Source organism: Rhodohalobacter sp. (assembly GCF_034521535.1).
GTDB lineage: Bacteria > Bacteroidota > Rhodothermia > Balneolales > Balneolaceae > Rhodohalobacter.
Window position 1 is genome coordinate 310,597 of sequence record NZ_JAXHMF010000002.1, and the last position, 21,518, is coordinate 332,114.

General features: G+C 42.5%; 18 protein-coding genes. 8 read left to right on the forward strand and 10 right to left on the reverse strand.

Annotated features, from left to right (window positions below):
* The first annotated feature begins 16 nt into the window (after positions 1–16).
* Complete coding sequence (gltB, locus tag U5K35_RS03710; protein WP_322570124.1) at positions 17–4,474, forward strand: glutamate synthase large subunit; 4,458 nt, start codon at positions 17–19, stop codon at positions 4,472–4,474.
* Positions 4,475–4,625: 151 nt separating this feature from the next.
* Here the strand turns inward: gltB and U5K35_RS03715 are convergent, their stop codons facing one another.
* Both U5K35_RS03715 and U5K35_RS03720 read right to left on the reverse strand, forming a co-directional pair.
* Positions 4,626–5,804, reverse strand: coding sequence for an IS256 family transposase (locus U5K35_RS03715; protein WP_322569745.1), 1,179 nt, complete (start codon positions 5,802–5,804; stop codon positions 4,626–4,628).
* Positions 5,805–6,286: 482 nt separating this feature from the next.
* Positions 6,287–7,480 carry a phosphoglycerate kinase gene (locus U5K35_RS03720; RefSeq protein ID WP_322570125.1) on the reverse strand — a complete coding sequence of 398 codons (1,194 nt, stop codon included), beginning with the start codon at positions 7,478–7,480 and terminating at the stop codon, positions 6,287–6,289.
* Positions 7,481–7,688: 208 nt separating this feature from the next.
* On the opposite strand from U5K35_RS03720, the gene U5K35_RS03725 reads away from it, so the two are divergent.
* The 3 genes from U5K35_RS03725 to U5K35_RS03735 all read left to right on the forward strand — a co-directional run bounded on the left by U5K35_RS03725 (position 7,689) and on the right by U5K35_RS03735 (position 10,195).
* Positions 7,689–8,306 carry a hypothetical protein gene (locus U5K35_RS03725; protein ID WP_322570126.1) on the forward strand — a complete coding sequence of 206 codons (618 nt, stop codon included), beginning with the start codon at positions 7,689–7,691 and terminating at the stop codon, positions 8,304–8,306.
* A 140-nt stretch (positions 8,307–8,446) separates the two neighbouring features.
* Positions 8,447–8,743 (forward strand): TIGR04255 family protein, encoded by a 297-nt coding sequence (locus U5K35_RS03730; RefSeq protein ID WP_322570127.1) that lies wholly within the window; start codon positions 8,447–8,449, stop codon positions 8,741–8,743.
* Positions 8,744–9,583: 840 nt separating this feature from the next.
* The gene (locus tag U5K35_RS03735; protein WP_322570128.1) at positions 9,584–10,195 is read left to right on the forward strand and encodes a hypothetical protein; all 612 of its coding nucleotides are present in this window, start codon (positions 9,584–9,586) and stop codon (positions 10,193–10,195) included.
* A 127-nt stretch (positions 10,196–10,322) separates the two neighbouring features.
* Here the strand turns inward: U5K35_RS03735 and U5K35_RS03740 are convergent, their stop codons facing one another.
* Positions 10,323–11,033 carry an HAD-IA family hydrolase gene (locus U5K35_RS03740; protein ID WP_322570129.1) on the reverse strand — a complete coding sequence of 237 codons (711 nt, stop codon included), beginning with the start codon at positions 11,031–11,033 and terminating at the stop codon, positions 10,323–10,325.
* Between the two features lie 160 nt (positions 11,034–11,193).
* On the opposite strand from U5K35_RS03740, the gene U5K35_RS03745 reads away from it, so the two are divergent.
* Genes U5K35_RS03745 through U5K35_RS03755 form a run of 3 tightly spaced genes read left to right on the forward strand, consistent with a single transcriptional unit; the run spans position 11,194 to position 13,044 of the window.
* Entirely contained in the window at positions 11,194–11,781 is a 588-nt protein-coding gene (locus U5K35_RS03745) for a LemA family protein (RefSeq protein ID WP_322570130.1), read from the forward strand.
* Positions 11,782–11,792: 11 nt separating this feature from the next.
* Positions 11,793–12,254: a TPM domain-containing protein gene (locus tag U5K35_RS03750; RefSeq protein WP_322570131.1), complete on the forward strand. Its 462-nt coding sequence runs from the start codon at positions 11,793–11,795 to the stop codon at positions 12,252–12,254.
* Positions 12,244–13,044 carry a TPM domain-containing protein gene (locus tag U5K35_RS03755; protein WP_322570132.1) on the forward strand — a complete coding sequence of 267 codons (801 nt, stop codon included), beginning with the start codon at positions 12,244–12,246 and terminating at the stop codon, positions 13,042–13,044. Before U5K35_RS03750 ends, U5K35_RS03755 begins: the two co-directional genes overlap by 11 nt.
* Positions 13,045–13,108: 64 nt before the next feature.
* On the opposite strand, the gene U5K35_RS03760 is transcribed toward U5K35_RS03755, so the two are convergent.
* The 3 genes from U5K35_RS03760 to U5K35_RS03770 all read right to left on the reverse strand — a co-directional run bounded on the left by U5K35_RS03760 (position 13,109) and on the right by U5K35_RS03770 (position 16,403).
* Entirely contained in the window at positions 13,109–14,239 is a 1,131-nt protein-coding gene (locus tag U5K35_RS03760; RefSeq protein WP_322570133.1) for an ATP-binding protein, read from the reverse strand.
* Between the two features lie 194 nt (positions 14,240–14,433).
* On the reverse strand, positions 14,434–14,958 hold the full coding sequence (locus U5K35_RS03765) for a hypothetical protein (RefSeq protein ID WP_322570134.1): 525 nt from the start codon (positions 14,956–14,958) through the stop codon (positions 14,434–14,436).
* A 248-nt stretch (positions 14,959–15,206) separates the two neighbouring features.
* The gene (locus U5K35_RS03770) at positions 15,207–16,403 is read right to left on the reverse strand and encodes an ATP-binding protein (RefSeq protein WP_322570135.1); all 1,197 of its coding nucleotides are present in this window, start codon (positions 16,401–16,403) and stop codon (positions 15,207–15,209) included.
* Between the two features lie 238 nt (positions 16,404–16,641).
* Here U5K35_RS03770 and U5K35_RS19520 point away from each other — a divergent pair, with 238 nt between their 5' ends.
* A complete protein-coding gene (locus U5K35_RS19520; RefSeq protein WP_416221578.1) occupies positions 16,642–16,749 on the forward strand; it encodes a TPM domain-containing protein in 108 nt (35 codons plus the stop codon).
* Positions 16,750–16,949: 200 nt separating this feature from the next.
* Here U5K35_RS19520 and U5K35_RS03775 read toward each other — a convergent pair whose 3' ends face one another.
* The 4 genes from U5K35_RS03775 to U5K35_RS03790 all read right to left on the reverse strand — a co-directional run bounded on the left by U5K35_RS03775 (position 16,950) and on the right by U5K35_RS03790 (position 21,417).
* The gene (locus U5K35_RS03775) at positions 16,950–17,831 is read right to left on the reverse strand and encodes a hypothetical protein (protein ID WP_322570136.1); all 882 of its coding nucleotides are present in this window, start codon (positions 17,829–17,831) and stop codon (positions 16,950–16,952) included.
* 211 nt (positions 17,832–18,042) lie between these two features.
* Positions 18,043–19,233 (reverse strand): trans-sulfuration enzyme family protein, encoded by a 1,191-nt coding sequence (locus U5K35_RS03780; RefSeq protein WP_416221587.1) that lies wholly within the window; start codon positions 19,231–19,233, stop codon positions 18,043–18,045.
* Positions 19,234–19,237: 4 nt separating this feature from the next.
* Positions 19,238–19,732, reverse strand: a complete 495-nt coding sequence (locus U5K35_RS03785; RefSeq protein WP_322570138.1) for an Lrp/AsnC family transcriptional regulator — start codon at positions 19,730–19,732, stop codon at positions 19,238–19,240.
* 206 nt (positions 19,733–19,938) lie between these two features.
* Positions 19,939–21,417 (reverse strand): AAA family ATPase, encoded by a 1,479-nt coding sequence (locus U5K35_RS03790; RefSeq protein ID WP_322570139.1) that lies wholly within the window; start codon positions 21,415–21,417, stop codon positions 19,939–19,941.
* Positions 21,418–21,518 lie beyond the last annotated feature (101 nt).

Consider the following 21,518-nt stretch of genomic DNA (forward strand, 5'->3'; position numbering starts at 1 on the left):
AAAGCCCCTCCCTGTTATGGATCACTTCAACTATTTTAAAGATAAATCTTCCTGTGGCGTTGGTTTTATTGCCAGCAGAAATAATGAGTATTCACACAAAAACCTGCAGAAAGCACTCCATGCACTCAGCTGTGTAGAACACCGCGGGGCGTGCAACGCCGATTTTATCTCCAGTGACGGCGCCGGGATTATGACAGACATTCCCTTTGGACTGTTCGGATATGAAAAAGGCGAGGTGGCTGTGGCGACAATATTTGCTCCACACTACAGCCAAAGGAGAAGAAAAGCTCTTAGAATTTTTGAAGATACGTTTCAGTTTTACGGCCTGGAAGTACTGGAGTATAGAACCGTTCCGGTAGATGTATCTGTGCTTGGCGACATCGCAAAGGAGTCGATGCCCTACATATTACACGCTATTATAAAAAGGCCGGCCCACTGCCGCACCGACAGCTCGTTCGATAAGCTGCTTTTCACAGCTAAACAGATGACCCGCACCAAGGAGAAGGATCAGGGGATTGTTCGAGAATTCTTTTTCACCTCTCTGTCGGCGCGCACCATTGTTTATAAAGCGCTTACCAAGGCAAACTCTCTCAAAGACTTTTACCTCGATCTTCAAAATCCCGATTTCAAAACACGGTTTGCGCTTTTTCATCGCCGTTTTTCAACCAATACCAAAACTTCGTGGGATAAAACCCAACCATTCCGAATTATCGCCCATAACGGGGAGATAAACACCATTACAGGGAACCGGTCCTGGGCCATATCCAGGGAGAAATATCTTGGTGTGCCAAAGGATGAGCTTCTTACAAGGCAACAGATTAGTGACTCCGGCAGCCTTAACGAGATGGTTGAAGCCCTCACCTACCGAAGCAGTATTCCTTTTGTGGAAGACATTCTCGCTATTATGATTCCACCTGCAAAACAGGGAAACAGTTTTTATAAATTCTGGAGCCGGGCAATGGAACCCTGGGATGGCCCCGCGTTTATTTCATACTCGGATGGATCATCCATTGGCGGGCGTCTCGACAGAAACGGGTTTCGACCTTGCCGCTGGATTATGACTGACGAGCATCTCTATCTGAGTTCAGAAACCGGATCGTTCGAAATTGATCCCGCAGCTGTAAAAAGAAAAGGCACACTCCAGGCCGGTAACGGTATTAAAATGGAGCTCGAAAACGGCAAAATCCACTTCCGGGATCCAAGCTACTCGCGTGAAAATTACGATGCCGATTTTGAGCACCGACTCGAACATCTGAAACCGGGAATAATTACCGAAGAAGATAACAGCCGGGTTAATAAGCACCTGTTTAAATACACCCGCGAGGATATCGAAAATCTGCTGGTGCCCATGATTACAGACGGTAAAGAACCGATCGGTTCGATGGGTGACACAGCCAGGCCGGCTCTGTTTTCGGATCAGCCCCGTTCCTTTTTTGACTATTTTTATCAAAACTTTGCCCAGGTGACTAACCCTCCACTCGACTATATTCGCGAGAAGATGGTCACCGACCTGAGCATGTACCTCGGAAAACGGCCGAACATATTCTCACCCAAAGAGCTGATACCACAATTTCCCGGCTTTGAAATCGAATCACCGCTCCTTTCTTTGGGGCAGATGAAAACGCTCAGAGGCATTAACAAATCGCCGTCCAGAATTTTAACGGCTGAATTTGAGATGACGTTTTCCAGAGATCATGGTGAAGTCGGGTTCAGATCGGCCATCAGGAATATAACCGGCAAAGCGATAAAGGCGGTTAAAGACGGTGCCACAATCCTGATCATTTCAGATCGAAATGCAACGTCCAAACAACCGCCTATACCAAGCCTTTTAATGCTTCGGTCTCTGGTGAACGCGCTCAATGAATCGGGCCTGCGGCTTAACGCATCTATTGTGGTTGATACGGCCGAGGTAAAAAATACGCACCAGTTTGCCGCACTTGTAGGTTTTGGAGCCACCGCTGTTTGTCCGTACAAGGCACTTGAATTTGCAAGATTCGGAGACCATAGAAAATTCAAAAATCTTGATTCAGACATTCGCGAAGAGAACGTAATTAAAGCGTTCAACACCGGACTACTCAAGATTATGTCGAAATCAGGTATTTCTGTAGCTCGCAGCTATCAGACTTCAAAACTGTTCACCGCACTGGGGATTGGCAAAGAGTTGAAAGATCTGTTTTTTCCCGGGCTTTTCTCTCCGGTGATGGGCATTGAAATTGAAGAAGTAGTGCGTCAAATTAACGCCACCTCCGAATTTTCTGAAGAGATGGCGGATGATGATAAGCCAATCCACACCTTTCTCTTCAAAGAACACAACAGAGGTACGAAAGGTGAAAAACATTCTATGACGAACACCCAGTCGAAGATTGTTCACAAACTGGTTCGTGACAAAAATCTCTCTCTGGATGATATCGAACTCTACAATGAATACTTAAAAGCCGGCAAAGATTCCGATCCTGTAAATCTCAGAGATCTTTTCACTTTTAAAGAAGCCGGCGATCCTATTGAATTGGAGCAAGTAGAACATCGGAGTAAGATCCTTCAGCGGTTTGGGTCCGGAGCCATGAGTTTTGGCGCCATCAGTGCCGAATCGCAGCGCGATATCTTCCTCGCAATGAGAGAAATTGGGGGGCGGTCGAACAGCGGTGAAGGGGGCGAAAATCCATATTACTACACTCTCGGTATTTCCGCATCTACAAAACAGGTAGCCAGTGGACGATTTGGAGTTACGGCCGAGTATTTGATGGCCGGAAATGAGTTTCAGATCAAAATTGCCCAGGGTGCCAAGCCGGGTGAAGGCGGTCAGCTGATGGGAGTCAAAGTAAATGAAGATATTGCCTTTGCACGTCACAGTGAGCCAGGATTCGATCTTATTTCTCCTCCGCCTCTGCACGATATATACAGTATTGAAGATCTCAAACAGCTTATTTACGAACTCAAGCAGATCAAGCCATCCGCAAGAGTAAACGTAAAGCTGGTTTCCGGTGAAAACATTGGGACGATTGCCGTTGGTGTTGCCAAAGCCGGAGCCGACGTAATTCACATTTCAGGCGGAGACGGCGGAACAGGAGCCGCAACCCTCACATCAATGAAACACGCCGGACTTCCCTGGGAAATCGGTTTGTTTGAAGTTCATAAAACTCTTTGCAAACACGGCCTCAGAGAATTTGTAGAATTGCGGACAGATGGAGGACTCCAATCCGGAGCTGATATTGTTTCTGCGGCCATTCTGGGCGCTGAAGGGTTTGACTTCGGTAAACTTCTGTTGATTGCAGAAGGCTGTGTAATGGCTCGAATTTGTGAAAAAAATACCTGTCCAACGGGTATCGCCACGCACAACCCAAAATTCAAAGCCAAGTATAAGGGCAAGAAGGAACATGTAGTAAAAATGCTTGAGTTTCTCGCGGAAGATGTGAGACGTCATCTGGCATCAATGGGTGTGGACTCACTGGACCAACTGATTGGCCGCGTTGATCTGCTAAAGGTTAAAGAACACCATCAGGAATTGGTAGAGTCCAGAAATATTGACCTGGGATATTTTTCTTCAGACGCAGAGGATAATCTCCATCAATACAACAATCAAAGCAACCCGTTTAACGAGGGAATCAGCAAGTTTAATGAACTCTTTTTCGAAAGGTGTAAAGATGTTGTTGAGAACGAAGAAGAGTTCGAATATAGCGGGCTCATCCATTCCACAGACAGGGCAGCACTTGCAACTCTTTCCGGAGCTATGGCGGCACGAGTTTCACGGAAGAGAATGGCGGAAATTGAAGAAAAAGGTGAAGCTGAATCAGACCATCGCTTTAACGGCAAAATAGATCTGGAATTTACCGGAAGTGCCGGCCAGGGTTTTGGAGTATTCCTGAATGAAGGACTGCATGTAAAACTTTGGGGCGAAGCGAACGACTCTGTCTGCAAGGCGATGTCGGGCGGGACAATGGTGATCAATCCATTCAAAGAGACACAGTATAATCCGTCTGAGAATGCCATTATTGGGAATTGTGCTCTGTACGGAGCCACGGGCGGAACCATGTACGTTCACGGAATTGCCGGCGACCGGTTTGCCGTGCGAAACAGTGGAGCTGTGGCTGTTGTGGAAGGAACCGGAATGCATCCCTGTGAATATATGACGAACGGCTCTGTGGTGATTCTCGGATCCGTTTCCAGCAACGTGGGCGCCGGAATGACCGGTGGTGTGCTTTATTTAAGACGCGATCAGGTTCACCAGATAAATGAGGAGTATGTAACTCCGCTTGAACTCGATAATCATTCCTCCGAAGAACTTAAAAAGCTGATCACTGATTACTTTGCCAAAACAAATAGCGAGACAGCAAAAATGTATCTCGAAAACTGGCTCGAACAAAAGAAGCAGTTTGTAAGGCTAAAGCCCAATGGCGTAATTGCAAATACAGAAGCCGAAGAAGAGGATGGGGATGAGGATAAAAAGCAGGTTTCTTTGAAAAAAGCAAAGACATAAAAAAAGGCCTCTTTAACATTTATTAAAGAGGCCTGATACTTTTTTCTGAGCTCAGTTATACAGTGAGCATTTTATTTATTTAACGTAAGTTCGATATAAAGTTCAGGCACTGTCCAAAAAAGTGTGTCTGGTCTCAGATCTCCTTATGGATCTATTGGATTGCATCTGGGAATAAAGTTTGGTCAAATTTAAAATTATAAATTGGATATTGGTAGGTCGTTTCTTCGGTGTCAATAGCCATTTTCCCTAACAGCAACAGGGCCGATTCAACCGACGGCAGCGCATTGCGAATTTTCAGACTCCTGCGAAATTTTTTATTCAGTCGTTCGATCCAGTTAGTGGTATAGATCATGGATTGGATTCGCCGGTCAAAATCCAGATAGGTAAAATAGTAGTCCATGTCTTCATCGCCAACCAGACGCTTGATCGCATCGTATTTTTTGCCCCATCGCCTGGCAAACTCGTTAAACTTCTCGAGAGCCTGTCTGCGGGTATAGTTGCGCTGTCCGGTCAAAAATACCTCCCTGAGATCCTCGGCTACAGCGTCCTTATCGGATGCTTTGACCTTGGTTTGAATGTTTCGCTTAAAATGCGTCACACATTTTTGATGACGGGCCGCAGGGAAAGCTTTATGGATAACCTGATCAAGCCCTGGTAGCCCGTCGGCGATGACCAGATCGGTCTGCGCAAGTCCTCTGTCCTTTAACGATTCCAGAAGCTCACTCCACCCAGAAGGGGATTCGCTGGGAAGGTTCGTTATGGCCAAAACCTCTCGCTGCATCTGTTCTGTAAGGCCCATCACGACGTAAAAGGCCTCACTGCTGACGTGTCCTCGGCGAACTTTCTTGTGAATGGCATCGACCAAGATCACCGGGTATCGCCCGGCCAGCGGGCGCTGCCGCCACTCGTGGATCTGTTCGCCCAGCTGTTGGGTAAAGTTGCTGATGGCTGAAGAGCTATAGGCTTGCCCATAGATCTTCTCAGTAATCTGGCCAACTTCGCTGGCGGAAAGTCCCTTTCCGTACAATTCAAAGCACAAACGGCGAACTTCCTCGTGCTGATCGCGCAGCATCGCCCAGAGCACAGGCTGGAACTTCCCTAACCGATCGCGGGGAATGCGCAGTGAGAGTTTTCGCCCGTGGCCGATGGCCTGGCCGGGACGATAGCCGTTGGCCTTGTTACCGGGACCGGAGGTGCTGGCCATCCAGTGAGTTCGTTCGATTTTCATGAGTCCGTTCAAAATAAGTTCTAAGAGTTCATTTAACCCTTCGTCTTTATTTAGAACGCTGTGAATAATATCTTGCAGTTGATCATCTTTTAGATCGATCATGAGGTCTCCTTCGTTTAGGTTTTAGGTTATAGATCAACCCAAAAGATCGGACAAGGAGACCTTTTTTTGCAGCCACCCACCGGTGGGTGGCTACAACTCCCTCAGACACACAAATATGGACAGTACTTAAATTCATTGAATTTGGCAACATGAGAAGTCCCCTCCTTTTCCAAGGAGGGGCTCCGAGCGAAGCGATTCCCACGAAGTGATTTAGGGGTGGTTGAAAAAAGCTTTGAGGTTGTTTTGCAATTCAAAACTTAATCAAAGCTTTGAAAGAACACCTTGGGAGGGTGTCCAAAAAAGTACATTTGTTCAAATAGCGCTTAAATAATTTAGTTTACTCCTTCAGACTCACCCTATATCCCTCTCTAACTAATAGAGAGGGATATGAAGTCTAAATTATTTAAGCTTGGTTCTATGTTGATTTACCTTTTGGACAACCTCAGACACTTTTTTCAAATTTTATCCCGAACTCACCTTATTTACTTATCCGTTAATGAAACAACGCCGGGCAGCTCTTTTCCTTCCAGGTATTCAAGACTCGCACCACCACCGGTGGAAACGTGGGAGACCTGATCCATCAGGCCGGCTTTCTTAATTGCAGAAGCTGAATCGCCACCGCCAATAATGGTGGTAGCACCGGATTTTGTTGCCTCTGCAAGTGCCTGAGCTACGGTGAAAGTACCTTCGGCAAAGTTCTCCATTTCAAAAACTCCCATCGGGCCGTTCCAAACCACCGTTTGAGCCGCCTTGATTTTGTTACCAAATGCAAGACACGCCTGCGGACCAATATCGAGTGCCATCCATCCCTTCTCAATTTCGTCTGAGTCGACAACTTTGTGTTCCGCATCATTTTTGAACTCTTTGGCAACTACTGAGTCAACCGGTAGCATAAAGTTTACACCCGCTTCCTCAGCTTTTTTCATCAGCTCACCGGCCAATTCAATTTTATCCTCTTCCACCAGGGAGTCACCTATTTCCCAACCCTTGGCTTTTAAAAAGGTATATGTCATACCCCCGCCGATGATAATGGAATCCACTTTGGTAAGAAGATTTTCAATCACACCGATTTTATCAGATACCTTCGCTCCGCCCAGAATCGCTACAAACGGCCGTTCAGGATTATTGACGCTTTCCTCAAGGTATTTGATCTCTTTTTCCAGCAGGAAGCCCGAAACTGAAGGTTGTAAAAATTCAGTTACTCCGGCTACAGATGCATGCGCACGGTGACTGCTTCCAAACGCGTCATTTGCAAAAAGGTCGGCGTGTTTAGCAAGTTGCTTCGCAAATTCGGGATCATTCTTCTTCTCTTCAGCATGAAACCGTACGTTTTCGAGAAGTACGATCTCCCCCTCACCTGCAGATTCAATAACGCTGTCTGCTTTTTCACCAATGCAATCTTCTGCAAAATGAACCGGTACATCCACCAGATCCTTCAGGTGATCAGCAACAGGTTTTAAGCTGAATTCCGGATCAGGCTCACCGGCAGGTCGCCCAAGGTGACTTGTTAAGATTAACTTGGCACCGTGTTCTACCACATAGTTGATAGAATCCAAAGCCTGAACGATTCTATTGTCGTCCGAAATTTTTCCTCCCTTAATGGGCACATTGAAATCAACCCGCATCAACACGGTTTTGCCCTTCAGTTCTACATCCTTTAATGTTAGTTTAGCCATTGTTTTTATCTGTTTTTAGATTGTACATAGAAATTTTTGATATTGACCGCTGACTCAATGTTCTTTACTTGTCTTTTAACTACTGATTCAAATCAGCTAATGTATTTCTCAATACATATGAGAACAGTTCATTTTCTTTTTTTCTTCAAATTATCAGCGTTCATTCTTTAAAATACAGGGAATCGTAGTCTAATCGAAACATATTGAGATGAAATTTTATACCATTTTGTCAGCAATACTGCTCATCCCTTTGCTTTCCGTTGAGGCTCAGACACATTCGGGTTTCAGTTTTGATCTATCGGGAAGCTTTTCACCGGAGCTCCAGTTTTATGACGATAGCTTTGTAAACAGCAGCGCCATACACTTTCGGGGATCTTATTTTAATAAAGACTACACACGCATGGAGTATAGCCTCCATTATGCAAGAGGATTTGATTCGTCCGTATCCTACGTTGCGGGGCTTTCGGCATCCGCTGTTTTTCAGCTTACCGATAACATTCGCGTTAAACCCGGACTGGGTATTCAGGAGTTTAAAATGGCAGACCGAAATTGCCGAACCACCTGGCGCACCATTCTGGACTCTATTTTCGATTTAGAAAATCAATGCAGCGATGATGTCCACGCTTCATTCATAGGTTTTACAAATCTGGAGTATCAGATATCCGACCCATTCTCACTCTTTCTTCAACTGTCTTACAGGACTATTCTGAGTAATGTTCGAGAGGAATCAGGAACAGACCCGATTGACGAATACGATACGGATCACTCATTTTACGGCAGTGGGTTCGGTTTCGGCGCAGGAATCAGAATCTACTTGTGGCAGTGATCAAAGAGGTTTATTTTTTCCAAATTAACTAAAATCGCCTTTATAATTTTATGAGCTTATGAAGTATGATTTATATCTTTTAAGAAAGAATACTTGAAATTAGTATCTTTGATTTTAACCTAGACTGCAGCTACATATATATGAAATTACCTGCCAAGATTGAACCATGTCCAATATTAGAATCCGTGATTGAGGTAAGGTTTTCCTCCAACGAAATTAGCGAAGCAATATTTGGGTTATTCCAAAGGGAGATTAGAGAAACTCTACCAAAATATGAAAGATTAGGAATCTTGGATTTACCCGAAGCAATTAGAAGGCAAGAACCAAATTTGAAATATAAACCTCATTTCAAATTTACAAGTGATGAATATGACGTAAACCTTGGCCCGAAATGTCATTACAGTAATAAAGAAGAATCCCTACAATGGTTGGGATGACATTTCTACAATTTGCTATTGAAATATTCTCAAAACTAAAATCAATTGATATAGTAGATAAAGTAGAACGATTGGGAATTCGATATATTAATTTCTTTGAAGTGATATTTATAAAAATGTGGATATAGAGTTAACTTTGTCAAAGAAGAATTGGTTTAGCAACAATACTTATATTAAAAATGAGTTTGCTAAAGACAATCATACAGTTATTTTGCAATTAAGTAATAGTTCCAATATAAGAAACAGAAACTTATCTAAAGAAGGGTCTCTGTTAATATTGATGTTATAAATCATGGGTTAAAAAACGATTTTCTAGATAATCCAAGGCGCTTTTTAGATAAGGCACACTTAATTGAAAAAGAAGTTTTTTTTGGAATGCTAAAAGATGAGTTTATAGATACTTTAAATCCTGAATACAACTTACATCCCTAATATGCCATGTCTACCCAAACTCAAATAACAGATTACCAATTAGATGATCGCAATAGTACAACAACTTCTTCAGGTGTTTCATTATTAGCAATACTTCCTTTATTGACTAATTTTGCAATAAGTTCACCACCTGATACAAAATTACAAGGGTTAAGATAGGAAGTAAGAGTGTTTATAATGAATCTCTTGGAGAATATCCCTCAAAGTATTTAAGTGAAATCAACGGTACTGATACAGATCTTATATATTCAATAGTATCGACATCTGAAATTAATGAGTTACAGATCATAGAAAATTTTGTATCTGGAATATTACAAAACTCTGAACAACAGCCAGTCGAACTAAATAGCTATATGTATGAAATATATTGATGATTTACTTATAAGTTGATTAAACTCTTTATATTCAATGGAATTACTTGAAAAAATAAAGAGACACATACCTACCTACCTTAATCCGGAAACAAAAAAACAGCTGTTCGATGAGCTTAAATCATTTCCAGATAACATAGACCAAAGAATTTATTCGTCTCAAGAGAAATTATCTGATACTATAATATATCAAGGTGATATAATTAAGAGACAACCTATTGTATTTCTACCTGACATTAATGTAAAGGAGAGAAGAGTATTTATAATTTCTAACACCTGTGATGTAGACTTAAATAATCCAAGGCCAATACCAAACAGAATTACATACTGTCCAATTATTGACCTTAGTGCCTATGCAAATATTGTAAAAAGATCAAATCATTTTAGCACAGACGAGGGAATTAGTAGTCATATTGAATCAATAAAAAAGCAAAGGGTTACATCAATGTTTTATTTACCTGAGCATGGAGTTTACAAGGAGTCAATTGTATTATTTGACTCTGCCACTAGTCTTAATTTAGACGAAAAAAGAAAACAAGGTATGCTAGAAAATAGAGGCCTAAAATTAGGTAATTATGGGTTCTATTTATTCTTAATAAAACTTTCAATTCATTTTACTAGGATTGAAGAAAATGTGGACAGGACTTAATAGTTTGCAATTATTTTTCAACTTTATGAATATTTTACAAGTAAACCCTAGACCAAAATTTATATTTATAATTACCAATTAGTCTGCAATAATTTTTTTAGATATTGAAGATAGTTTCAAGAATGATTTAAAGCTCAATATATTCAAGGAGATCCTCAAATTTATCAAATTCAAAATCAGGTGTGACCTCAGTATTTCCGTTTCGGCTCTCTTCTTTATTGATGAGTGCGGTAAACCAGGCTGTTTTCCAACCGGCGTTTTTACCGCCTACAATATCCGACGAAAAGGAATCGCCCACATAGAGAATCTCTTCACGCGGCACTCCTGCTTTTTCTGTAGCCACATCAAATACAATCGGGTGCGGCTTCAGCTTTCCGATCTCTTCTGTTATCAGCAGCGGACTGCAGTAATTTTTGATGTTTAATTTCTCAAACTTCAATTCCTGGGTCTCCTTGAAACCATTCGTGATAATTCCGGATTTAACCTTAGAACTCACAAGTTCCAATACGGACTGCGCACCATCAACCCACGTCCAGTACTCTCTGTAGCTGTTCATATAATACTTACCGATCTCTTCACTGTTTGCGGTATCCAGATCAAACTTTTCCATCGTATTTCGAAATCGGGCGCTCTGAAGTTCGTAGCGATCAATCTCATCTCGCTGATAACTCTCCCACAGCAGATGGTTTACCATTTGATACTGCTCCAGCCATTCATCGATGGGAACCTGCTGAAGTTCCGGATACTGATTGTAGGTAGAGTGCTGGGCTTTTCCCTCAGCTGAGATATGATCCAGTAATGTATTATCGAGATCGAAATAAACGAAAGATGGTTTCATGTATACTTTTCTTTAGCAATTATTGCCTGATTAAATCCAACCCAAAGGTACGGCCTTTATCAACAAATCAGACATTCTTTTAAATAACATGAATCAAACCCGAATCAGTTTCGTATATTCGCTTTTAGTCAATTAATCTAAAATTAAATATCTGAAATCAATGAATATCAAGACCTGGATTGGCGTTGGGGTTATCGCTTTTATCGTGATTTATGCAGTGGGGTTGAACAACTCACTGATCGAAAAAGAAGAGGAAGTAAATCAAGCCTGGGCACAGGTTGAAAATCAATATCAGCGACGGGCTGATCTGATTCCTAACCTCGTAAGCACCGTGCGTGGAGCCGCAAATTTTGAGCAGGAAACCATCACTCAGGTTATTGAAGCCAGAAGCCGGGCAACCTCCATCAATCTGGAAGCCGGCGACTTAAACAATCCACAGGCTTTGCAGCAATTTGACCAGGCTCAGCAACAATTGAGCGGTGCGCTGTCCAGACTATTGGTTACGGTAGAACGGTATCCCGAATTGACGGCGACACAAAATTTCCGCGATCTTCAAACACAGCTCGAAGGAACTGAGAATCGAATCTCTACAGAACGTATGCGCTTCAACAGGGCAGCCCAGGAGTACAACACGTCGATCCGCCGATTTCCGGCCAACATGATAGCGGGGATTTTCAGCCATGAACAGAAAGCCTATTTTGAAGCCGTTGCCGGTGCTGAACAGGCTCCTGAAGTTTCATTTGATTAATCAATTTTACTATGCCAGCAAGAGAATTTTTATCCGAAGACGATGAGAAACTTATCGTCGATGCTATAGAACGTGCCGAAAAAAATACAACCGGCGAAATACGGGTCCACATCGAATTTAAGTGTAAAAAAGATCCCCTGGAACGAGCCAAAGTACTTTTCCACGAACTGGAAATGGATCAAACAGAAGCCAGAAACGGTGTGATACTCTATATTGCGAGTAACGATAAGAAAGTTGCCATTTTCGGTGATGAAGGTATCAGTAAAAAGGTTGAAGATCATTTTTGGCAGAATGAAATTGACAACCTGATTTCTGAATTTAAGAAAGGGAATTTCGAAAAAGGTATTGAGAAGGTTGTCGGGGATATCGGGGAAAAGCTAAAAATAAATTTCCCGAGCGATGGAAGTGACCCTGATGAGCTGGGCAATGAAATAAGTTTTAAGGATAATAGAGAAATTCAAAATGATGACTAACCGACATCTGACTGCAACAATCACAATTATATTTCTGAGCCTGTTTTTCATAATCGGTTTGACTGATGGTACAGCTCAAAACTTTCCACAGTCACCTTCCGGGCATGTAAACGACTATGCCAATGTTTTAAACTCAAGTCAGGAGCAGCAGCTCGAACAAAAATTGCGAGCCTATCGCGACAGTACATCCAACGTAATTGCCATCGCCATTTTGGATAACCTGCAGGGAGTTACCCGCGAGGAAGCCGCCAATACAATTTTCAACTCCTGGCGAATGTGGGAAGGCGAACGACAAAACGGCGTTTTAATCTTGGTTGCCGTAGACGATCGCCAAATGCAGATTGAGGTAGGCTACGGCCTCGAAGGAGCTGTTACAGATCTCAGTGCCGGTAGAATCGTAGACCAGATCCTCAGGCCAAACTTTCGAAGAAGCGATTTTTACAGCGGACTTGATGAAGCCAGCACAACAATAATGCGTCTTGCCGCCGGTGAGTATGACGCGGTTCCTCAACAAAGCGAGGATGAGCCCGCATTCATTGTCTTTATAGTCATTTTGGTGATCCTCTTTTCAGTGATTTACATTTTGGTTAAAGCGAGCGGCGGCAGCGGAGGCGGACGTGGCCGAAAACGTCATACTCTCGGTTCGGGCGGTGTTGTAGTTTGGGGCGGTGGATTTGGAGGCGGTGGCCGTTCATCCGGTGGATTTGGCGGAGGCGGCGGAAGTTTTGGCGGTTTTGGCGGCGGAGGAGGTTTCGGTTCAGGCGGAGGCGGTGCCGGCGGGGGCTGGTGATTTATATCATTTATTGAGCAATCTAATATTGAACTTAGGAAGAGAGTTGTAAAGACGGTTCAGGTTAAAGTGTTTGAAGCCAACGGGCCAGTATCACATCATGAACCAGAAATTTATCTCCCTCTTTAATGACAATCTCTTTCTTTTGCAGGGATTTTAAAGCGACCTGAACGCTGCTTGACGCACCCAATGCATATTTTTGGATAAACTCATTTCCCAAAGGATTTTCTAAAGGCTCTTCTTTTGCGATAGATTTTAATACTTTCCACTGAACTTTCGTCAGCATTTTCTGAAAGCTGGCAAACATGGGCTTATCCTGATCAATAAGTTTATCAAAAACAACCTGGAGTTTCTCTACAGTGGCTTCTTCGTAGTAGTCAAAGAGGTAGTTGCAGATTCTCTGCACCGTGTAAGTTTGCCCCCTTGCCCATTCGTAAAGTTCAGTAATCGTTGCGGAATCAATTGTCTTTTCATTCTCTGAAAAGTGGTTAACTATAAACTCCCTGTAATCCTCTTCCGTTATGGGCTCGAGCGGTAATAGCTGCGAGCTTTTATAGAACGGCCTGCTTTTATCCGAAAACATAGATGTCATCAGTGACCTGTGGCTTCCGCTGTAAATAAACCTGATGTCCGGGAACTCTTGCATCCAGTTCCTGAATACTACTTCTGCATTGACGTTTTCATATGATGTCACCTGTTGAAATTCATCCAGCGCAATAACCACTCTCTTTTTTCGGTTTGACAAAAAATCACCCAAAGCGTCAAATGATTGCTTCTCAGATTTAGGCCTTTGCAGACCAAAAAATATCTCAGGTACACCCGATGCTTCATTGAAGCGTAAAGAAACCCCCACTTTTGAAAGAAGACGCTGGATAGAAGACGAAATTCCTGATGAAGTTTTTCCAAAACGATTAAATACCGCCTTGGTGATTGCTTCCGTCGCCTCAGGCATCGATTGAGTTACCATCAGGTCTGCATACACACATTCATACTCACCCGACTCTTCAAAATCACTAAATAGCTGTTTAATGATGGCCGTTTTACCCAACCTTCTCCAGGCATATAAAACAACATTTCTATCACTTTTTATATGACGGGTTAACTCATTCAACTCCTTATCACGGTTGCAAAACCACTTTCTTCCGTAATAACCGCTTAAAACGAATGGATTTTCAGGCTCTTTTCCCATATTCATTCCAAGATTTTAATTATACTACTTACATGACGTATTTTGCGTTACGTATTTTACGTTATGTAATATACATAAAATGTTTATTGGATTTTAAATATGATTTCTCATTCTGTTCTGATACTCACTCTTTACGATAAGGATATTGATTTTAGGGACTATACCCCTACTTAAAGGCCACAAAGCATAATCTTCACCACTTATAACGGCATTTCGTCTGAATCGTCTGCGTTACCCATGTCCAAATCGTCCTCATTAAAATCAAAATCTTTGCAGCTGCAGAACGTCTCCGGGAACGGGCACCGCTTGGGTTCATAATCGCAAAACTCGAAACCGGTTATTCCTTCTCCGGTATAAACCGCTTTATCTTTCCATTTTTTGCGCAAAAGCCGGTATTTTATCTCAACCGGAAGACCTTTCGGAAATTCGGCGTAGAAGCAGTATGCGTTCAGCAGGCGTTTCATTTCATCATAAAGAAAGGAGATCTGAGTTTCCGTCAATTGCTCAGCCGGTGGAAAACTTTCGGACGGGATGCTTGTGATGGTTGAAATCTTTTTAGCTTTGCCGTGGATATACCGTTCGGCATATGCAAATGGCTTCAGCTCTTCCGGTAGATTCTCCTCATCAAACTCCGACATCACATTTGGGTCGGGCAGGTTTTGAGCAGAATCGCGCATCTGTTCGGTTAACTGAAGAAGATAGGTATCCATGGTTGGTTCGCTCATCGTTCAAAGGATTTTCTCTTTGTTTAAGAATTCAACATTGTTTATCACAAAACGTCTCTATCCCTTACAGTACTGTTTTCTGAAATAGTGAAATTTCGCTGTAAAAGCAACGGCGGGGATGAGAAGTGAAACCTTTGCAGATTCTTGGTAAAAGTTTTTTGGAGGGATTTGAGTGTGTTAAGCCTACTAAGATTTATCGAGCTACCTACATGCCTATCAGATATTTAAAAAACCTGATAGTTCTTTACTTAATACAATAATCCAAATATCCAGATCGGAATTCTATTTTGAAACGCATATTCTATGTCATCTTTTGCAATGTAAGCTTGCTCTAAATCAGTAATCTGCTTACCTGATTTATTCTTCCCACCCGTTTGAACCGTGATGGAATCATCAATTACGAAATCACCTTTTTTTGCCAGGTGTATTTGATGGCCGGCGTTGCGCAATTGATTCACGAAAAAAGTTTCTCTAAGTGCACCAATATCTGCATTTTCATTCAGGGCAAGTGCCAGATTTGTGTTCTCAAAATATATCTTATCCGGTTTTTGTAATACGGAAATCCCCCGTCCGGTTTTATGAGTCAAGTTCAGGATATGTGCATCCTCTAAATGCTTCAGATAGTTGTAGATGCTATTTCTGCCCACATTCAGTTTATCTGCAATTTTCGAGACGTTTGGAGTAAAAGGGGCTGAACCTGCCACATCTCCCAGCAATTTTTTAATCTTTTGAATATTGGACGGGCTGTAGTTCTGTATATAGGCCATATCATTTTCAAGAACGGCATTTATGATCGCGGAAAGTTTTAGTTTCGTTGCTACCGCAGATTCATTCTTTAAAAACGGAAAGTATCCGTTGCGTATGTACTCCTTAAATAACGGAAGTGGCCTTGCCTTTTCGTTAAAATCTTTACTTAATTCTGTAGCGTTTTCAAGAATTTCAGTCAGTATAAGGGATGGGAATTGTATTCCGTGCCTGAATTCTAAAAATTCCCGAAATGAAAGGCCCGGAAGTAGGTTTACGGTTGCTCTACGGCTTAAATCGGCTTCCGCTTTTAAAATATCAAAGTCTGATGAAGCAGAGAAGATGAACTGCATGTAAGGATGAGCATCATATCCGGCTTTTAGTTCAGATGGCCACCCGGGATATTTGTGTATTTCATCGATCACCAGAAGCTTTCCACCTAACTTATCAAAATCGGAAATCAACTCGTACAGTCCGTTATCATAAAACCACGGATTGTCTGCCGAAACATATAACGCATTCTCTTTTTCTGGGTAGTGAAACTTTATATACTGAAGTAAAAGGGTGGTTTTTCCAACTCCCCTTAATCCTTTTATTCCGAAAAGGCGTTGATTCCAGTCAATCGCGTTAAATGCAGATCGATACCATTGATCTGTAACGGTTTTTAGAATTTTGTTTTGATATAAAAATAGTTCTTCCATAATATTGTTTTGAATACAAAACAATAAACAGTATTAAATGTTTTGCAACCAAAACATTTATGAAGACAATGATCCGCAGTGATTTTACAAACCGACCCTGTTCTTCAATTCAACCCCGGCGTCCAGGCCATCCTTTAGTTCAAAAGCGATCATTCCGCCGTGCCCATTCATCATCAGCTTATCGATGATCTCTCCATCCGGATGATTTTCAAGGCCGGCGTGCCGTAGACGATCGCAGATGCAGATTGAGGTGGGTTACGGCCTCGAAGGAGCTGTTAGAGATCTCAATGCCGGTAGAATTGTAGAGCAGATTCTCAGGCCAAACCTTCGAAGAAACGATTTTTAACAGCGGACGTGGCCGAAAACGTCACACTCTCGGTTCAGGCGGTGTTGTAGTCTGGAGCGGTGGATTTGGAGGCGGTGGCGGCGAGTGGTAATCTAAATTATACTAGAGAAAGGTTACTCAAAGTTATTCAAACCTTGTTTGGATGAGTTAAAATAAAGATTGTAGCTGTAAAAACGTATTGTAGGATATATTATACATATTTAAAAAGCTCTAAACCATTGCAGGAATGGTATTGGGACAGGGAGTAATTCACCTTCAGCAGCAACGCCCGCAAAACCAAATTGGAAGGCTTTACCTGAATCGGAATGAAGTCTGACTGAAGGGATGATTAGAGCTCCAAGAACTTCATTATCCAACTCTGCAAAGATGAAAGAATCTAAGACGAGACTTACTCTGTTGCTGATGCGAGTGGTACCGGCTACAGAAAAGAATGTTGCCTGATCTGAATCAGTTTCATCATCATAGTAAAATCCATGTCCTACAGATAGTGATAGATTTCTTTCGTATTGACCGAATGTAACGGTTCCAAATGGAACTGCAAGCCCGAATTCCGGTGCGGCCCACGAACCCGTTCCAAGCATGGCTCCAATTGAAAAACTAGTATTCTTATCTTCTAGAAAACTGTATTTAGCCGAGCCAAAAATAGGAACACCTACCCATGTGGTTGTAATACCCATACTAATATTATCACTTATACCAAACTGAACGTCAGGTCCGTATAAATTCCATATTATAAAATTATTCCCTTTCCTAAGGGGATACGCACTCGAAGAAAGGTAATACCGGGATGCAAATTTACTTTCTTCTTTAATTTGGCCATTTCGATCCACTTCATTTTCATTCAGTTCCCTGATCTCTTTAATTTCATGCTTTGGAATAGCAATCTCTCCAAGATTTTCAGTCTTTAGTATAACCTCCTGTGCATTTTCAGAAATTATATTACCGATATATCTTGCTCCATCATTTTTGACCACAAGGTAAGTTTTATCAGGAGCATAGGTAGTCTGAGCATAGAGTTGAGTGGTGAATAAAGTGACAGAAATCAGAATGAGTAGCGTGGTAAAACGAACCAAAGGCTTCATATTTAAATAGTGGTTTTATATTTGCTCCTCTTAAATCCATTACATCAGGAGTAACTAATAAATGAAGATCTAACTTTTTAAAGAAAGAAAAGTTAATAACAAATACTTAATTTTACTATTCAATTTTTTCAATCCTTGTTTTGGTGGATGTACCACACATGACACAAGAAGTGAGAGCAGTGATGATTTAACCAGACCTTTTTTAAACCTGTCAGATTTCTAAAGCCTGCTCAAGGTCAGCAATGATATCCTCTGCTGATTCAATCCCAACAGATAGTCTCACAAGCCCATCGGTAATTCCTGCCTCTTCACGTATTTTCGGATCCACAACGGAGTGAGTCATAGAAGCGGGATGCTGAATAAGTGAATCCACTGTCCCCAGGCTTACTGCCAGTGTACACAATTTGACCCTGTTCATCAGTTCAACCCCGGCGTCCAGGCCATCTTTCAGTTCAAAAGCGATCATTCCGCCATGTCCATTCATCATCAGCTTCTCGATGATCTCTCCATCCGGATGATTCTCAAGTCCTGCGTGCCATATACGACTGACAGCCGGATGGCCGTTCAGAAAATCAGCCACTTTTTGTCCATTCTTATTATGCTGCTTCATTCGCAAGGGAAAAGTTTTAAGTCCCATCAAAGTCAGCCAGGCATCAAACGGGCCGGAGATTCCACCAAAATTCTTGCGGTAAATATGCATATCCGTTTCCGCAAAGAATCCTTCTTTTGCAACCAGCGCGCCGCCAACTACCGTACCGTGTCCATTCAGATACTTGGTGGTAGAGTGAGCGACCAAGTCCACTCCCCAGTTTAGCGGACGTATATGAAACGGTGTTGCAAATGTGTTGTCCACCATCACCAGGGCACCATTTTGATGGGCTATCTGAGTAATGGCTTCCAGATCACAGACCCGCATGGTTGGATTTGCGATACTCTCGAGATAGACCAGTCCAATATCGTCATGCTCCCGAAAGGCATCCATCACTTCATCCAGATTATTCGGATCCATATTGGTTACTTCGATATTGTATCGGCCGGCATCTTCCTGCAAAAACTGAGAGGTACAACCGTATAGCGCTTCTTGTGCCAAAATTCGTTTTCCGGCTGCTAGCGCCATCAAACCGGTTGTGATAGCCGCCATGCCTGAACCGAACATCATCCCTTCAGTTTCTATTTCCAGGTCAATGCCTTCCAGTTGAGCAATAATCTTCTCGGCTTTTTCAACCGTCGGATTCCCAAGTCTTGAATAGCTGTGCGTTGCCCCTCCCTCTTCATGTGCAAAGAAACGTTTGCCTGCTTCCACATCTTTAAACCTAAATGTGGAAGTCTGATAAAGCGGCATTGCATGCGAACCGTACGGATCTTTATCCGGATGATCAGCTTGTGCACATATCGTTTCCATCGATTTATTCTGTTTTGTGAGTGTCTCCATTTTCCATCACCGTTATTTTAGATTGCTCCTTAATCACCGAAAGCACAATTCCGGTATAGATTCTCTCTACTCCGGGAATCCGCGTCAGTTTTGTCCGCAGAAAGCGCTCGTACTCATTGGTATCTTTTACTACCACATGCAGCAGATAGTCATACTCGCCGGTTGTATTGTAGCAGGCAAGTATTTCAGGTATTCCGTGAATGTGTTTTGAAAACTCTTCCATCTTCCCGAGCTGATGAACCGACAATTTGATATTGCAAAAAACAGTCAACCCTCTATCGATGGAGCTTTTATCAATCCACGCCGTGTAGCCTTTAATCACACCCTCTCTTTCAAGGCGTTTTACACGCTCCAATGTAGGAGTTGTTGTGAGCCCCACTCGCTTGGCCAATTCGTTGTTGGGCATCCGGCCATCCTCTTGCAGAAGATCAATAATCTTCTTGTCAGTATCATCCAGTTTTACGGGCATATATAGAATTATATTCTTTGTTATACTTCAATTTAAAGAATATAATTCTAACAGTAAAAGGATAGACGGGTATTAAATCTTTGGAAGGACTGTTGTACCACAGTTTATAGCTAGGACATCTCTACCCTTATATTCCCTATAGAGAAGCACCTCTGTTTGCCGCAAAAAACAATGGACTTAAAGTAAACTCTACACGATTCGGTTAATCAGAGATCAAAGTCATCTTCCTCAAAATCTCCCATTCCTCCAAGCATGCTCCCCAGCATGTCGGAGTAAGATCTATGATCATCAATATCGTCCTTTCCAAGCTTGGAGAATTGATGAAGTGCTTCAATAACCAGATCCATAACCGGCAGCAGATCCTTCTCACTGATTGATGAATTTTCCTGAACTAATTTTTTTAGCCCGTCCACTCTTTCCAATTCCTTTTTGTAATCATTTTGGGGCATTAAATCCGGAATTTCCAAAGAATTACCCAGGGCGAACCAGTCCAGTATATTCTTGTAAGGGCTCGCACCCTCATCGTCTCCCTTTTTACTGGATGGATCTTCAAACAGATCCAGAAAAGCTCTTCTGATCGCTTTTCCAAGAAGATGCTTTGCTACGTTAACAGCACCCTCCTGCTCACCCTCATAAACCAGCTCCAGCTTCCCGGTAAGCGCCGGAATCATATAGTATAAATCTGTCACACGTAGCTGTGTGCTCGATTCCCCGCCGGCAATCATTCGGCGTTCTGCAGCTGAAATCACCTGCTCCATGGCTGTGATCGTCATTCGCGTAGATACACCACTTTTCTGGTCGATATACTCACTGTCGCGGGCTTCAAAAGCCACATATTCCAAAACATCACGATAGAGCTCCGGGATGATCACTTCCGTATCTCCATCTCTTTTACTCCACGCTTCCTGTTTGGTAATTTGCGAAGCAATTTTCAGCTCTTTTGGATAATGGGTGATAATCTGGGAGTCGATCCGGTCTTTGAGTGGAGTGATAATATTTCCACGATTCGTATAATCTTCAGGGTTCGCAGAAAAAGCCAGCGACACATCCAGAGGGATTCGCACATTAAAGCCGCGAATCTGAATATCCCTCTCTTGCATGATATTGAGCAAGGCAACCTGAATTCTCGGCTGCAGATCAGGCAATTCATTAATTACAAAAATTCCACGATTGGTTCTCGGTATCAAACCAAAATTGATCACCTCTTCATCGGCCAGTGTAAGTTTTTTAGATGCAGCCTTAATCGGGTCCAGATCTCCGATCAGATCAGCTACCGTTGTATCAGGAGTGGCCAGTTTTTCCCCATAGCGCTGCTCGCGATTCAGCCAGGCGATGGGCGTATCGTCACCATGCTTTGCCACCAGCTCTCTGCCATACTTGGAGATTGGATTGAGGGGATCATCATTCACTTCGGAGCCCTCGATGATGGGAATCGTTTCATCCAGAAAACCTGCTAACAAACGAAGAATCCGGGTTTTTGCCTGCCCCCTCAACCCTAACAAAATAATATCATGACGGGCTAAAATTGCATTTTGAAGCTGGGGCAACACGGTTTTTTCATAACCAAGAATTCCCGGAAAGAGCTCTTCATCACTCTTCATTTTGCGGATCATATTTTTCCGCAGTTCATCCTTAACCGATTGTGATTGATAGCCGCTTTTTCTTAATTCGCCGAGTGTTTTCATGCTAAAAAATAGTTTGATGATTTTAAATCCGGAGATGTACAGAGTCACCTCTTCGTGTCAATGATTTATAACTCATTCAAACGTGAAAGAATTTCAGCAAC